The sequence below is a fragment of the Bradyrhizobium sp. ISRA430 genome (assembly GCF_029909975.1).
GTDB lineage: Bacteria > Pseudomonadota > Alphaproteobacteria > Rhizobiales > Xanthobacteraceae > Bradyrhizobium.
This window is the reverse complement of sequence record NZ_CP094516.1, coordinates 4,614,142-4,629,384: the sequence shown is the minus strand read 5'-3', so window position 1 is coordinate 4,629,384 and position 15,243 is coordinate 4,614,142. Positions and strand designations below refer to the sequence as shown.

Sequence of the window (15,243 nt, the reverse complement as noted above, 5' to 3'; positions counted from 1 at the left end):
CTTTTTATGTACGCTTACGATGAAATCGACCGCACGCTGGTCAACGAGCGTGTCTCGGAATTTCGCGACCAGGTGAAGCGGCGCCTTTCCGGCGAGCTCACCGAGGACGAATTCAAGCTCCTGCGGCTTCAGAACGGCGTCTATCTGCAACTGCACGCCTATATGTTCCGCGTCGCGATTCCCTATGGCACGTTGGCGTCGAAGCAGTTGCGACGACTGGCGCATGTCGCGCGGACCTACGATCGCGGCTACGGCCATTTCACCACGCGGCAGAACATCCAGTTCAACTGGATCAAGCTCGCCGAGCTGCCGGATGCGCTGGCCGATCTCGCCGAGGTCGGCATCCATGCGATGCAGACTTCCGGCAACAACATGCGCAATGTCACCTCGGACCAATGGGCCGGCGTCGCCCCGGGCGAGATCGAGGATCCCCGCATCTGGTCGGAGCTGATCCGCCAGCACACCACGCTGCATCCCGAGTTCTCGTTCCTGCCGCGAAAGTTCAAGATCGCGATCACCGCGTCGGACCATGACCGCGCCGCGATCAAGATTCACGACATCGGCCTCAGGCTGGTCAGGAACGAGAAGGGCGAGACCGGTTTCGAAGTGCTGGTTGGCGGCGGTCTCGGCCGCACGCCGTTCATCGCCAAGACCATCAAGCATTTCGTGCATGGCCGCGATATCCTGAGCTATATCGAGGCGATCTTACGCGTCTACAACCAGTACGGCCGCCGCGACAACATCTACAAGGCGCGCATCAAGATCCTGGTGCACGAGCTCGGCATCGAGAAATTCTCCCGCGAGGTCGAGGACGAGTGGCAGCACATTCGCAACTCCTCGCTCCAGATCGACGATGAGGTGATCGAGGACATCCGCTCGCGCTTCACCTATCCGGCCTATGAGAAGCTCCCGCACATGCCGGACGAGCTGCGCCAGGCCGCGGCCGATCCGGACTTCGAGGCGTGGCGCAAGAACTCGGTCGCCGCGCACAAGGTCCAGGGCTATTCCATCGTCACGATCTCGCTGAAGCCGACCGGCAAGCCTCCGGGCGATGCCACTGCCGAGCAGATGGATGCACTCGCCGATCTCGCCGACAAATATTCCTTCGGCGAAATCCGCGTCGGCCACGAGCAGAACCTGGCGTTGCCGCACGTCGCCAAGCGCGACCTGCCGGCGCTGTGGAAGGCGCTCGACAAGCTCGGGCTGGCTACGCCGAACGTCAACCTGATCACCGACATCATCGCCTGCCCCGGGCTCGACTATTGCTCGCTGGCGAATGCGCGCTCGATCCCGATCGCGCAGGAGTTGACGCGGCGGTTCGCCAATCACGAGCTCGCCAACCTGATCGGGCGGCTGCACATCAACATCTCGGGCTGCATCAATGCCTGCGGCCATCACCATGTCGGCCATATCGGCATTCTCGGCGTCGAGAAGAACGGCGAGGAGGTCTATCAGATCACCATCGGTGGCCGCGCCGACGAGAATGCCGCGCTCGGCAATCTGATCGGCCCCGGCGTGAAATTCGACGAGGTCGCCGACGTCGTCGAGGACGTCGTGGAAGCCTATCTCGCGTTGCGCGAACGTCCGGAAGAGCTGTTCATCGACACGGTGAAACGTCTCGGCGTCGAGCCCTTCAAGGAGCGTGTCTATGCCACTCGTTAACGGCGGAAAGATCGTCGACGACAGCTTCACCAAGCTCGCCGTCGACACGCCGCTGCCCGAAAGCGGCGACATCCTGGTGCCGGCTGAGCGCTTCCTCAGCGATGCGGAGGCCTTCCTCGCGCGCGCCGGCAAGGTCGGCGTGATCTGGCCGAACAACCGCGACGTCGACGAGCTCGTGCCCTATCTCGGCAGGCTTGCGGCGGTGGCGCTGGTGTTTCCGACCTTCCGTGATGGACGCGCCTACAGCCAGGCGCGGCTCTTGCGCGAGCGCTTCGACTATCGCGGCGAGCTGCGCGCAACCGGACAGGTGCTGCGCGACCAGTTCGTGTTCATGCTGCGCGCGGGCTTCGATGCCTTCGACGTCAAGAAGCAGGCCGACGCGGAAGCCTTCATGCAGACCGCCAAGCGCTATTCGGTGTTCTATCAGCCGACCGGAGATGGCCGCATCACGGCGCTGCACCGGCGCATGCAGCTCCGCCATTCCGAGGGTGTTGGCACGTGAACGCGATCGCGCCTCAGGTTTCGTCCACGCCGGTATCCGCATTGCCCTCGGCGGAAGAACTCGCCCGCAGCCTGCGCGATGCGTCACCCGCGGAGATCATCGCCGCGGCGCTGAAGGCGGTTGGCCGCGACAAGCTCGCACTCGTCTCGTCCTTCGGCACGGAATCGGCAACGCTGCTCAAGGTGATGGCGGACGTCGATGCCGCCATCCCCGTGATCTTCCTCGATACCGGCTGGTTGTTCGAGGAGACGCTGGCCTACCGCGACACGCTGATTGCGACGCTCGGGCTGCAGGACGTCCGTTCGATCAAGCCGGCGGAGGAGACACTGTCGCGCGAGGATCCGGACCGCGAGCTCTGGTTCTCCGATCCGGACGCCTGCTGCCGCATCCGCAAGGTCGAGCCGCTGGCGCGTGCGCTAAAGCCGTTCTCGGCCTGGATCAATGGCCGCAAGCGCTTCCAGGGCAACGCGCGCGCCGACATTCCAGTGGTCGAGGACGATGGCGCGCGGTTGAAGTTCAATCCCTTCGCGAATGTCTCGCGCGAGGAGTTGGAAGCGATTTTCATCCGCGCCAAATTGCCGCGGCACCCTTTGGTCGCGTCAGGATTCCTGTCCGTTGGCTGCATGCCTTGCACCAGCCGGACGGCCGAAGGCGAGGATTCCCGCGCCGGCCGGTGGCGCGGCCGGACCAAGACAGAATGCGGCATTCACACGATGAAGATTTCGTAGCACAGTCGGGCTGCCACGCTGCGAACAAGGAAATCCGGTTCCGTTGACTTAAGCGCATTTCGCCCCGAGTTATGTCTGCACGCCTTCGCTGACACTGACGTCACCGAAGTGAATGGAGATGGATATGATGCGTCGTATCGTTCCGCTCGCTGCAGGACTGCTCTGGGCAAGCTCGGCTCTCGCCGCTGACATCAATCTGTTGAACGTGTCGTACGATCCGACGCGCGAGCTCTACGTCGAATTCAACAAGGCGTTTTCACGCGTCTATCAGAAGGAGACCGGCAAGAGCGTCGAGATCAAACAGTCGCACGGCGGCAGCGGTTCACAGGCGCGCGCGGTGATCGACGGATTGCAGGCCGATGTCGTGACGCTCGCGCTCGCCTACGACATCGACGCCATTGCCGCCAAGGGGCTCACTGCCGCCGACTGGCAGAAGCGGTTGCCGCAGAATTCATCACCCTACACCTCGACCATCGTCTTCCTGGTGCGCAAGGGCAATCCCAAGGGCATCAAGGACTGGGACGATCTGCTCAAGCCCGGCGTTGCCGTGATCACGCCGAACCCGAAGACCTCGGGCGGCGCGCGCTGGAATTATCTGGCGGCCTGGGGTTTTGCGCAGAAGAAGTATGGTTCGGCCGACAAAGCCAAGGACTTCATCGGAAAACTCTACCAGCAGGTTCCGGTGCTCGATACCGGTGCGCGCGGCGCGACCGTGACCTTCGTCGAGCGCGGCGTCGGCGACGTCTTGCTCGCCTGGGAGAACGAGGCGTTCCTCGCCCTGAAGGAGTTCGGCGCGGAGAAGTTCGAGATCGTGGCGCCGCCGCAGTCGATCCTCGCCGAACCGCCGGTCGCGATCGTCGACAAGGTTGCCGACAAGAAGGGCACCCGCAACGCCGCCGATGCCTATCTCCAGTACTGGTACACGAGGGAAGGCCAGGAGATCGCCGCGCGCAATTTCTACCGTCCGCGCGATCCGGAGATCGCCAAGAAGTACGAAAGCTCGTTCGCCAAGGTCGAGCTATTCACGATCGATGACGTGTTCGGCGGCTGGACCAAGGCGCAGCGGGAACATTTCGCCGATGGCGGCGTCTTCGATCAGATATACAAGAACTGATCGGGCATTGCGCAACGACGGCTGTCACAGGGGTTCTGGTGAGCGCAATCGCAACACGACGCCGGACGTTGCCGGGCTTCGGTCTCACGATGGGACTGACGCTGTCCTGGCTGTCGATCATCGTCCTGATTCCGCTCGCCGGGCTGTTCCTGAAGTCGCTCGAGCTTAGCCCCGAGCAGTTCTGGAACATTCTCTCCAGCCGCCGCACCCTGAACGCATTACGGGTCTCGTTCGGACTCGCCTTCGCGGCGGCCTGCGTCAATCTGGTCATGGGCAGCATCATCGTCTGGGCGCTGGTGCGCTACCGCTTCCCCGGCCGGCGGCTGTTCGATGCCATTGTCGACGTGCCGTTCGCGCTGCCGACGGCGGTTGCCGGTGTCGCGCTGACCTCGCTGTTCGCCGAGAAGGGTTGGCTGGGCGCACCGCTCGCTGCCCTCGGCATCAAGGTGGCGTTCACGCCGCTCGGCATCTTCGTTGCCATGATCTTCATCGGCATTCCCTTTGTGGTCCGCACCGTGCAGCCGGTGCTCCAGGATCTCGATCCCGAGATCGAGGAGGCCGCAGGTAGTTTAGGGGCGAGCCGCTGGCAGACCATCGTCCGCGTGATCCTGCCCTCGCTCGCGCCCGCGCTGCTGACTGGACTTGCGCTCGCCTTTGCGCGCGCCGTTGGCGAATATGGCTCGGTGATCTTCATTGCCGGCAATCTGCCCAACGTCTCCGAGATCGCGCCGCTCCTGATCGTGATCCGGCTCTCCGAATTCCGCTATGCCGATGCGACCGCGATCGCGGCCGTCATGCTCGTCGTGTCATTCGTGGTCATCTTCGCGGTGAACCGGTTGCAACGCTGGGCGCATACCCGGATTCCGGCACGTTGAGGCGGATGCGATGACCATGCAGATCGCAGATATCGTCTCGCTCTCGTCGTCGCAAGCGAAGGCGCGTGCGCACGCGGCGGCCGCGCAGGACAACCTCCGCACCGAACCGAAGGCGGTGCGCATCGCCATCATCACGCTTGCAGTCCTCTTCCTTACCGTCTTCGTCGTGCTGCCGCTGGTGGTGGTATTCACGCAGGCGTTCTCGAAGGGCATCCTGGCCTATCTTGCTGCGCTCTCCGAGCCCGAGGCGCTGGCTGCGATCAAGCTGACGCTGCTGGTTGCCTTGATCTCGGTCGGCCTCAATCTCGTATTCGGCCTGGTCGCGGCCTGGGCGATCGCCAAATTCGACTTCAAGGGCAAGACCTTCCTGATCACGCTGATCGACCTGCCGTTCTCGGTGAGCCCGGTGATCTCGGGCCTCGTCTTCGTGCTGTTGTTCGGCGCGCAAGGCTACTTCGGCGGTGCCTTGCGCGAGCACAATATCCAGATCCTGTTCGCGGTGCCCGGCATTGCGCTGGCGACCACCTTCGTGACCTTCCCGTTCGTCGCGCGCGCGCTGATCCCGCTGATGCAGGAGCAGGGCACGCAGGAGGAGGAGGCCGCGATCTCGCTCGGCGCCTCGGGCCTGCAGACCTTCTTCCGCGTCACGCTGCCCAACATCAAATGGGGCGTGCTCTACGGCGTCCTGCTCTGCAACGCGCGCGCCATGGGCGAGTTCGGCGCGGTGTCGGTCGTCTCCGGCCACATCCGCGGCGAGACCAACACCATGCCGCTGCTGGTCGAGATTCTCTACAACGAGTACCAGTTCGTTGCCGCCTTTGCGATCGCCTCGCTGCTCGCGATGCTGGCGCTGATCACGCTGATCGCCAAGACCGTTCTCGAACGTCATCTGCGCGAAGGACACGACGACCGTGACCATTGAAGTCAGGAATCTCGTCAAGAAGTTCGGCAGCTTCGCGGCGCTCGATGGCGTCGACCTCAAGGTCGACAATGGCGAATTGCTGGCACTGCTCGGCCCATCCGGCTCCGGCAAGACGACGTTGCTTCGGATCATCGCCGGACTCGACTGGCCTGATGCCGGCGAAGTCTCCTTCAATGGCGAGGACGCGCTGGCGCAGGGCGCGCGCGAGCGCCACGTCGGCTTCGTATTCCAGCACTACGCGCTGTTCCGCCATATGACGGTGTTCGAGAACGTCGCCTTCGGCCTGCGCGTGCAGCGGCGCGCCATCCGCAAGAATGAATCGACCATTCGTGCGCGCGTCAAAGAGCTGCTCGACCTCGTGCAGCTCGACTGGCTCGCCGACCGCTATCCGAGCCAGCTCTCCGGCGGCCAGCGCCAGCGCATCGCGCTTGCCCGTGCGCTCGCGATCGAGCCGCGCTTTCTGCTGCTCGACGAGCCGTTCGGCGCGCTCGATGCGAAGGTACGAAAAGAACTGCGCAAATGGCTGCGCTCGCTGCACCACGAGATCAACGTCACCTCGATCTTCGTCACCCACGACCAGGAGGAGGCGCTCGAAGTCGCCGACCGCGTCGTGGTGATGGACAGGGGCAAGATCGAGCAGATCGGCTCGCCCGACGAGGTCTACGACAATCCCGCCACCGCCTTCGTGCACGGCTTCATCGGCGAATCCATCGTGCTGCCGGTCGAGGTGGCGGGTGGAGCAGTCCGGCTCGGCGATCGCCCGCTCAATCTGATAGCCGAGGGCATCACGCCTGGCGCGTCACGACTGTTCGTGAGGCGACATGACATGCTGGTCGGCCCGGCCGGCAGCGGAGCCTTTGAGGGCGCCGTGCAGCAGGTCCGGAATTTCGGCCCGGTGCAGCGAGCCGAAGTGGCGCTGTTCGGTGGCGAAACCATCGAGATCGACGCCCCCCGCGACAAGGAACTTCGCGCCGGCGACACGATCGGCCTCGAGCCCCGTCGTTACCGGATATTTGCGGGCTAACCTCCGGTCATTCCGGGGCGATGCCGCCGGGTCCGGCGTTCGGCCGGTCCGATGACAGGCTCTGCATCGAACCCGGAATCCCGAGTTTGTGGCGCGAGATTCCCGGTCTGCGCGTCGCGCAGCCTGGAATGACGTCGGGTGCAATTTTCTTCAAAATTCACCTTTCAGCCACGGTTGGTATGCAACAACGGCCCCCTCATTTGGGGGCCTTACTCATGCGCGCCGCGGCCGCAATTCTCATTCTTTTGCTGCTCTCCGGCTGTGCGGGCAACGAAGCGCCGATCCAGCAACCGTCCATGTATGCGGACATGGCGGTCCCGGGCGCGAAGCTCGATGCGCAGGCGGCCGCAGTGATGATCTCGCAGTACCGGCAGAACAACGGGCTCGGCACCGTCATCATCGACCCCGACCTGACGATGCTCGCCGAATCCCAGTCCAACGCCATGGCGGCGGCGAACAAGATGGACCATGACGTCCGCGCACCCCTGGGCAAGCGCCTCAATGCAGGCGGCTATCCGGCCACCGTCGCGGTCGAGAACATCTCGGCCGGCTATCATACGCTGGCAGAAGCGTTTTCCGGCTGGCGCGACTCGCCTCCGCACCGGGCCAACATGCTCAAGAGCGGTGTCACAAAATTGGGCATAGCGGCGAGCTACGCTCCGGGCACCAAATACAAGGTGTTCTGGACCATGATCCTGGCCTCGACCGACCCCCGATAAGCCAGACTTGATCCCGGGATGCATTGACGCCGCGGCGGACTGTCGCCACGGTGGCTCGCCTTTTGCTATTGTTCCCGCATGACCGATCATAGCCCGGAAGTCGCCAGTGTCCCCGCAAATGCGCAACGTGTCCTGGTCTTGCAGGGCGGTGGCGCGCTCGGCTCCTATCAGGCCGGTTCCTATCAGGCGCTGTGCGGCTACGGCTTCGAGCCGGAATGGGTTGCCGGCATCTCGATCGGCGCCATCAACGCGGCCATCATCGCCGGCAATGAGGGCCTCACCCGCGTCAAGCGGCTGAAGGAATTCTGGGAGATGGTCTCGGCGCCGGTGCCCTGGAAGCCGATCGGCAAGAGCGATCACAGCCGCGAACTGTTCAACTCCACCAGCGCCGCACTGATCGCGACCTTCGGCGTGCCCGGCTTCTTCGTCCCGCGCGTCCCGCCCGCGCCGCTCTGGCCGCCGGGCCATCCCGAAGCGGAGAGCTATTACGACACCGCGCCGCTGAAGAAGACGCTGGAACGGCTGGTCGATTTCGACCGCATCAACGACCTGAAGACGCGCCTGTCGGTCGGCGCGGTCGGCGTCACCTCGGGCAACTTCAAATATTTCGACAATTACGAGTTCAAGAAGCTCGGCAAGAAGATCGGCCCCGAGCACATCATGGCCTCCGGCGCGCTGCCACCGGGCTTTCCCTCCGTCATGATCGATGGCGAGCATTATTGGGACGGCGGCATCGCCTCCAACACGCCGCTCGACTACGTGCTCGATGCCGAATCCCAGCGCGACATGCTGATCTTCCAGGTCGACCTGTTCAGCGCGCGCGGGGATTTGCCGACCTCGCTGCTCGAGGCAGCCGAGCGCGAGAAGGACATCCGCTATTCCAGCCGGACGCGGATGAACACCGACAAGAACAAGCAGCTCCACAATGCCCGCCGGGCCGTGCGCGACCTGATCGGCAAGCTGCCGGACTATCTGAAGAACGATCCGTCCGTCGAATTCCTTTCCAAGGCGGCGTGCGAAAGCACCGTGACCGTCGTGCACCTGATCTATCGCAGCAAGAACTACGAATCCTCATCCAAGGATTACGACTTCTCGCACGTCGCCATGGTCGAGCATTGGGAAGCCGGGGTGCGCGACGTCCATCTGTCGATGCGCCACAAGGATTGGCTCGAGCGGCCGCAGTCCGGCGAGACCATGGTGACCTACGATCTCACAGGGGACGTCTCCGCGCCCCCGGCCAAAAGGAGCGAACAAAATGGGTAGTCTGTCAGGCAAGAACGCCGTCGTGACCGGATCAACCAGCGGCATCGGGCTCGCTTATGCACGCGCCTTCGCCAGCGCCGGCGCCAACGTCGTCATCAACGGCTTCGGCTCGCCCGAAGACATCGAGAAAGAGCGCGCGAAGATCGAGTCCGACTTCAAGGTGAAGGCGATCTATTCGCCCGCCGATATGAGCAAGCCGGCAGAGATCGCGGAGATGATAGCGCTCGGCGAAAAGACATTCGGCTCGGTCGACATCCTCGTCAACAATGCCGGCATCCAGTTCGTCTCGCCGATCGAGGAATTCCCGATCGAGAAGTGGGACCAGATCATCGCGATCAACCTGTCTTCGGCCTTCCATGCCATCCGCGCCGCGGTGCCAGGCATGAAGAAGCGCGGCTGGGGCCGCATCATCAACACGGCGTCGGCGCACTCGCTGGTCGCCTCGCCCTTCAAGTCGGCTTACGTGTCGGCCAAGCACGGCATCGCCGGCCTGACCAAGACAGTGGCGCTGGAGGTTGCGACGAACAAGATCACCTGCAACTGCATCAGCCCGGGCTATGTCTGGACACCGCTGGTGGAGAAGCAGATCCCCGACACGATGAAGGCGCGCAATCTCACGCGCGAGCAGGTCATCAACGATGTGCTGCTCGACGCGCAGCCGACCAAGGAATTCGTCACCTCCGAGCAGGTCGCGGCGCTGGCGCTGTTCCTGTGCAGCGACGATGCCGCGCAGATTACCGGCACCAACCTCTCGATCGACGGCGGCTGGACGGCGGAGTAACGGACTGGCTCCTCGTCATGCCCCGGCTCGCCGCCTTCGCCAAAGCTTCGGCGGCCGAGCACCCTCGTGGCCCGGCGTAGCCTTGGCGGAGCCGGGACCGATGCATCCAGTACGCCGCGGCTTCTCCGTGTCCTCGTGCTGTCTCTGGAATACTGTCATCGCCCGCCTGCGCGGGCGATGACAGTGAGAGTGAGGCGCGCCGTTCGTTTAATGGCTCCAGGCCAGAGCCGTCACGATGGCGGATGACAGGTTCAGTTCCGTGAACATGATCTTGCTGGCGACCACGACGAGTACGCAGGCCAGTGCGAGGCGCAGCACCGTTTCCGGCATGCGGGTCGCGCTGTAGCTGCCGACGATGATGCCGGGCAGCGAGCCCATCAGCAGCACGCCCATCAGGTGCCAGTCGACCGAGCCGAGGATCCAGTGCCCGGTGCCGGCCACCAGCGTCAGCGGCACCGCATGCGCGATGTCGGAGCCGACGATGGTCGCCATCGGTAGGCGCGGGTAGAGCAGCAGCAGCACGGTCACCCCGACCGCGCCGGCCCCGACCGAGGAAATCGACACGAGCACGCCGAGCACGACGCCGGTGACGACAGTCGCAATCGCCGTGGCGCGGTCATCGAGCCGTTCCAGGCGCCGGCGATAACGCTCCATGATCGACTTGCGGAAGATCAGTGAAATCGCGGTCAGCATCAGCGCAAAGCACAGCACCAGATTGACCAGATTGCGCTCGGCATCGCTCTTGAGATCGAGCTCCCACAGCACGAACAGCGTCAGCGCGCTCGCTGGAATGCTGCCGCTGGCGAGCCGCAGCACCGCCGGCCAATGCACGCTGCGCGACCAGCCATGCACCACGCTGCCGCCTGTCTTGGTGCCGGCGGCATAGAGCAGATCGGTCCCGACCGCGGTCGATGGATGGACGCCGAACAACAGGATCAGGAGCGGCGTCATCAGCGAGCCGCCCCCCACGCCGGTCATGCCGACAAGCAGGCCGACACCGAATCCGGACGCGACGTAGAGTGGATCGATCATGCGAGGGAATCTTAGGTTTATCTCGTCATTTGGGCAATATGACGTAGAATAAACTTTCCCTGCGGCGCAACCGCTTGGATCAAATAAGAAAAATCATGCTGCGGGTCGGAGATGGGCAGCCATTTTGCCCTGTTCGCGTGCGTCCGGCGAAATCACTGTTCCCTATGGGGCAGGGCAGCCCCCACAGCCTGTTTGCCGAACGCCAGCACATGCAGCCCCAGCCGCTGCCTGACGATCCAGAACAGCAGCACCGTCTCGAAGGTGAGCGAGATCGAGGTCGCGGCCGCGGCGCCATGGCCGCCGAAGCGCGGCACCAGGGTCACGCAGAGCACCAAGTTCATCACGAAGGCCAGCGCATAGGCTAGCGCACAGATCCTCTGCTGGCCGAGCATGTTGAGCAGACGCTCGACCGGGCCGATCGCGGCGCGCACCACGAGCCCGATCGCGGCGACGAACATGATGTCGTAGCCGCCCACGAATTGCCGGCCGAACAGCCAGAGCAGCGGCCTGCCGAGCGCGAGCAGCACGATGGTCGCCGCCAGCGAAGGCCAGAAAGTCCAATTGATGGCGTGCGCGACGTAAGCCGACAGGCGCGCCTTGTCGCCGAGTGCGTTGTATTCGGCGAAGCGATGCGCCGTCGTCGCCGACATCGCATAGTGAATGAAGGAGACCAGCGCCAGCGTCTTCACCACCGCGAAATAGACGCCGACTTCGTTGGAGGGACGGAACTGCTGAAGGACCAGCACGTCGGTGTAGGAGAGCAGCAGGTAGAAACTCTCGACCAGCAGGATCGGCAGCGAGACGGCGAGCCAGCCGGTGACGTCATAGGCCTTGGGGCCGGGCTCGACGTGGTCGGCGAGCTTGCGGTTCAGCGCCACCATCTGGCCTGTCATCGCGATCCACACAGCGCCGGCGCTCGCGACCATGGCGGCAACGGCGCCCAGATGATAGCCGAGCAGGAAGGCGCAGGCCGTGATGCCGATGACGAGCGCCTGGCGGATGATGAATTGCGGCATCAGGCCGAGCTGCATCCAGTCGTGCGAGCGGGCGATGCCATCCTGGGTATTGGCAACGACGAAGGCAGGCAGCGTCATGCAGCCGATGTAGAGCGGAAGCTCCTCGGCGGGATCGATCCACGGCGAAAGCAGTTTTACGATACCGGCAAGTCCGAGCGAGGCCAGCGTGGAGACGGCGAAGGTCAGCCAGCGGCCGCCGGAGAGAAAGCCGCGCAGCAGCGCATGCTCGCCGCTGGTACGATACTCCGGAATGATCTTCTGCGCGGAGGCCGAGATGCCGAAATCCATCATGCTGCCGAGCAGCAGGACCCAGGTCCAGACGTAGACGTAGATGCCGTAGTCGGATGTGCCCATCCAGCGCGCGAGCAGCACCTGCGAGAAATAGGCGAGGCCCGCGCTGATCACGCGGATGACGAAGATGGTGCCTGCAAGCCGCCGCGTCAGCGACGCTTCGCTCGAGCCGCCCACCAGTTTGCCGCGCAGCCGCGCGATCAGGCCGGCCGGTCCGGTCGTTGCGGGTTGGGTGTCCGTCACGGCCACGTCGAAAATCCCTGGGCGAGCCGCATGCTGCAGCAGCCTTCGACCTAGCAACCATTCGTTAAGATTCGGTTGGGTGCGGGCATGCTGCAGCCCCAACGTCGTCCTGGCGAAAGCCAGGACCATTACCCCGGGGAGATGTCGTTTGAACGAGATAATAGACGCCGCGCCGCCAAACCGCCGCCGGTGGTCATGGGTCCTGGATCAGCGCTCGCTATTGGACAACGCTGCGCGTTGCCAAGCGCTCGCTTGTCCAGGACGATCTTACTGCAGATTGACGTTGAACTCGTACGACTTCTCCGGCCCGACCAGCGTGAACTTCAGCGCGGCGCCATCAGCCTTGGCGCCTGGAGGCAGTCCATCGAGTTCGAAAGAAAAGCGCTTGACGCCGGAGGGGCTGTGCTCGACCAGGGCCGGAATCGGCAGCGCCCAGTCGGGCGTCGGTCCTTCCACGAACAGGTTGACGTTGCGCGCATCCGCCGGCGCGACCACGTCGACGATCACCTTGGTGGCGCCGTCGCGCTTGACGTCGCGGATGGTGAGCGGATTGGGATCGCCGATATTGCCGGGCTTGGGTACCGTGTCCAACGCTGCACGCAGATTGGCGTCCTCGGTCGAGGCGACGCTGTTGAAACCGAGCTCGGCGCTGGCCTCGACGGGAATGCAGAGCTTCTCGCACACCGCGTAATTGATCTCGGCGCGCAGCGTCACCGGCTTGTCGGCCGCCTTGGCCACGATGCGCAGGGGCAGCACGACCTGGTCGTGGTAGCCGATCGAATGGCCGCCGGCACCGTCGTCGAATTTCTGCGGCGCCGGCCACATGACCGTCACCGCCTCGACATTGTCCGACTTCGAGAAGTCGAACCGCGGCGGAACACCGGAATCGCCGGGCGTGCGCCAGTAGGTCTTCCATCCCGGCTGGATCTGAAAAGCAATGCCGCCGAGCAGGACCGAGCCGCTGCGCGATCCCGCCAGCAGCCGCACCGCGGAATGTGCGTCGCGCTGCCAAGGCGAAGCGTCGTCGGCGTGGGCCGCAAACGCCAGCGACGACGCAAGCAGGGTTGTTGCGACGCCAATCGCCGCACGCATGGGAACTCTTGTGAGCATAGCACGTCTTTACAGGGTCACCCCGGGGCAAACCATTGAATTGCTTGTGATGGATGCACTTGAATCGGGTCTCTTCAAGCCTTGATTTGACAGCCGCCGGGCCCGACATCAGGATAGGAATTGAAACCGGAGTGCTTCCCATGGCTCCTGAAGGCAAAAGGACTGGCGAGAGCACCCAGACTGCGGGCTCCGCGCCGCATAATTCGGCCGGCTATCTCGACGGCCGCCTTCTGATCGCGATGCCCGTCATGGGCGATCCCCGCTTCGAACGCTCGGTGATCTATCTCTGCGCCCATTCGGCGGAAGGCGCGATGGGCATCATCGTCAATCATCCTGCCGGCAGCATCGATTTCCCCGAACTTCTGGTGCAGCTCGGCATCATCAAGAAGGGCGAGCAGATCAAGTTGCCGGAGAATGCCGAAAGCATGAAAGTGCTGCGCGGCGGCCCGGTCGACACCGGGCGCGGCTTCGTGCTGCATTCCAGCGACTTCTTTATCGAGAACGCGACGCTCAGGATCGACGACGGCGTTTGCCTCACCGCAACCGTGGACATATTGCGAGCGATCGCCAACGGCTCCGGGCCGAAGCACGCCATCCTCGCGCTTGGCTATGCCGGCTGGGCGCCCGGCCAGCTCGAGACCGAGATCCAGAGCAACGGCTGGCTGCACTGCGATGCCGATACGGATCTGATCTTCGGCGACGACGTCGACGACAAATATGCGCGCGCCCTGCGCAAGATCGGCATCGATCCCGGCATGCTCTCGAACGAGGCGGGGCACGCGTAAAAGCGCGAGCTGTCATGCCCCGGCTTGCCGCCTTCGCTGAAGCTTCGGCGGCCGAGCACCCTTGTGGCCCGGCGTAGCCTTGGCGAAGCCGGGACCGGGGCATCCAGTACGCCGCGGCTGTTTGACGACGACTGTCTCTGGAATACTGGATCGCCCGGTCAAGCCGGGCGATCACCACGTCTGCTGACTGAACCCTACTCCGCCGCCTGCTGTTGCACCGTCGGCTCGGTGCCGGCCACCGTTGCGCGGCGCATGTCGCGGGGCTGCGACTGGTCGTAGCGGCGGACGCGGTGCATGGTCTGGCGATTGTCCCACATCACGAGATCATGCAGCTTCCATTTGTGGACGTAGACGAACTCTGCTTGCGTCGCGTGCTCATTGAGGTCGCGCAGCAGCAGCCGGCCTTCGGGCACGCTCATGCCCGCGACCTTGCCGGCATGCGATGAGAGATAGAGCGACTTGCGGCGATGGACGGGATGCGTGCGCACCAGCCGCTGCAGCACCGGCTTGAACATTTGCTTCTCCTCGTCGCTGTATTCGGTGAAGCCGAGCGAGCCGCGCGAATACATCAGCGAGTGCTCGCAGACGAGATCCTCGATCTCCGCCTTGGTCTCGTCGTCGAGCGCGTCATAGGCCGCCCGCATGTCCGCGAATTCGGTGTTGCCGCCCTTCGGGTTCACCACGCGCGCCGACAGCAGCGAGAATTTTGCCGGGATCGGGCGGAACGAGCTGTCGGAGTGCCAGAGGCAGTTGCCGAGATTGAACAGGTGCGTGCGGCTGTCCTTCGCCAACGGCTTGCCGTCCTTGCCGAGATTGCTGACGTCGTTCAGGCCCGAGTTGAGCCGGTAGTCCTTTTCCTTGGTCACGGTGCCGCCGCGCGCGTCCTCGCGCTGGCCGAAATTCAGCGCAAACGCCATCTGCTGCTCGTCGGTGATGTCCTGGTCGTGGAAGACGAGCACGGCGTACTTGTCCATCGCGGCCTCGATCTCGCGCGCCTGCTCCGGGTTAAGTGGCTGACGCAGGTCGAGGCCCGAAACCTCGCCGACAAAATGCTTTTGAAGCTGCCGGATGGCGATCGTCATGGCGTTTCTCCCGCGGACCGCGAGCGGTTGGTCCCGCTCTGCTATCGAAAAAGGCTACTCACGCACCCGCCGATGTCAACGCCAGGCCTGCATG

General features: G+C 63.9%; 15 protein-coding genes. 11 read left to right on the top strand and 4 right to left on the bottom strand.

Annotated features, from left to right (window positions below; genetic code table 11):
* The first annotated feature begins 6 nt into the window (after positions 1-6).
* The 10 genes from MTX21_RS22100 to MTX21_RS22055 all read left to right on the top strand — a co-directional run bounded on the left by MTX21_RS22100 (position 7) and on the right by MTX21_RS22055 (position 9,590).
* Positions 7-1,662, top strand: coding sequence for a nitrite/sulfite reductase (locus MTX21_RS22100; protein ID WP_280966799.1), 1,656 nt, complete (start codon positions 7-9; stop codon positions 1,660-1,662).
* A complete protein-coding gene (locus MTX21_RS22095) occupies positions 1,649-2,164 on the top strand; it encodes a DUF934 domain-containing protein (RefSeq protein WP_280966798.1) in 516 nt (171 codons plus the stop codon). Before MTX21_RS22100 ends, MTX21_RS22095 begins: the two co-directional genes overlap by 14 nt.
* Complete coding sequence (locus MTX21_RS22090; protein WP_280966797.1) at positions 2,161-2,892, top strand: phosphoadenylyl-sulfate reductase; 732 nt, start codon at positions 2,161-2,163, stop codon at positions 2,890-2,892. Before MTX21_RS22095 ends, MTX21_RS22090 begins: the two co-directional genes overlap by 4 nt.
* 124 nt (positions 2,893-3,016) lie before the next feature.
* On the top strand, positions 3,017-4,006 hold the full coding sequence (locus MTX21_RS22085) for a sulfate ABC transporter substrate-binding protein (protein ID WP_280966796.1): 990 nt from the start codon (positions 3,017-3,019) through the stop codon (positions 4,004-4,006).
* A gap of 38 nt (positions 4,007-4,044) precedes the next feature.
* Complete coding sequence (cysT, locus tag MTX21_RS22080; protein ID WP_280971310.1) at positions 4,045-4,881, top strand: sulfate ABC transporter permease subunit CysT; 837 nt, start codon at positions 4,045-4,047, stop codon at positions 4,879-4,881.
* 10 nt (positions 4,882-4,891) lie between these two features.
* Positions 4,892-5,803 (top strand): sulfate ABC transporter permease subunit CysW, encoded by a 912-nt coding sequence (gene cysW / locus MTX21_RS22075; RefSeq protein ID WP_280966795.1) that lies wholly within the window; start codon positions 4,892-4,894, stop codon positions 5,801-5,803.
* Positions 5,793-6,827 carry a sulfate ABC transporter ATP-binding protein gene (locus tag MTX21_RS22070; protein WP_280966794.1) on the top strand — a complete coding sequence of 345 codons (1,035 nt, stop codon included), beginning with the start codon at positions 5,793-5,795 and terminating at the stop codon, positions 6,825-6,827. Before cysW ends, MTX21_RS22070 begins: the two co-directional genes overlap by 11 nt.
* Before the next feature lie 215 nt (positions 6,828-7,042).
* Positions 7,043-7,546 (top strand): CAP domain-containing protein, encoded by a 504-nt coding sequence (locus MTX21_RS22065; RefSeq protein ID WP_280966793.1) that lies wholly within the window; start codon positions 7,043-7,045, stop codon positions 7,544-7,546.
* 78 nt (positions 7,547-7,624) lie between these two features.
* On the top strand, positions 7,625-8,809 hold the full coding sequence (locus MTX21_RS22060; RefSeq protein WP_280966792.1) for a DUF3734 domain-containing protein: 1,185 nt from the start codon (positions 7,625-7,627) through the stop codon (positions 8,807-8,809).
* Positions 8,802-9,590 (top strand): 3-hydroxybutyrate dehydrogenase, encoded by a 789-nt coding sequence (locus MTX21_RS22055; RefSeq protein ID WP_280966791.1) that lies wholly within the window; start codon positions 8,802-8,804, stop codon positions 9,588-9,590. The genes MTX21_RS22060 and MTX21_RS22055 overlap by 8 nt, the downstream gene beginning before the upstream one ends.
* Before the next feature lie 207 nt (positions 9,591-9,797).
* Here MTX21_RS22055 and MTX21_RS22050 read toward each other — a convergent pair whose 3' ends face one another.
* From MTX21_RS22050 to MTX21_RS22040, 3 genes are all read right to left on the bottom strand, one after another.
* Positions 9,798-10,622: a sulfite exporter TauE/SafE family protein gene (locus MTX21_RS22050; RefSeq protein WP_280966790.1), complete on the bottom strand. Its 825-nt coding sequence runs from the start codon at positions 10,620-10,622 to the stop codon at positions 9,798-9,800.
* A 152-nt stretch (positions 10,623-10,774) separates the two neighbouring features.
* Complete coding sequence (locus tag MTX21_RS22045) at positions 10,775-12,178, bottom strand: flippase (protein ID WP_280966789.1); 1,404 nt, start codon at positions 12,176-12,178, stop codon at positions 10,775-10,777.
* Positions 12,179-12,439: 261 nt separating this feature from the next.
* Positions 12,440-13,282 (bottom strand): protein-disulfide reductase DsbD domain-containing protein, encoded by an 843-nt coding sequence (locus MTX21_RS22040; protein WP_280966788.1) that lies wholly within the window; start codon positions 13,280-13,282, stop codon positions 12,440-12,442.
* Between the two features lie 140 nt (positions 13,283-13,422).
* On the opposite strand from MTX21_RS22040, the gene MTX21_RS22035 reads away from it, so the two are divergent.
* Positions 13,423-14,067, top strand: coding sequence for a YqgE/AlgH family protein (locus MTX21_RS22035; RefSeq protein ID WP_280966787.1), 645 nt, complete (start codon positions 13,423-13,425; stop codon positions 14,065-14,067).
* A 194-nt stretch (positions 14,068-14,261) separates the two neighbouring features.
* On the opposite strand, the gene MTX21_RS22030 is transcribed toward MTX21_RS22035, so the two are convergent.
* Entirely contained in the window at positions 14,262-15,149 is an 888-nt protein-coding gene (locus tag MTX21_RS22030) for a TauD/TfdA family dioxygenase (protein WP_280966786.1), read from the bottom strand.
* Between the last annotated feature and the right edge of the window lie 94 nt (positions 15,150-15,243).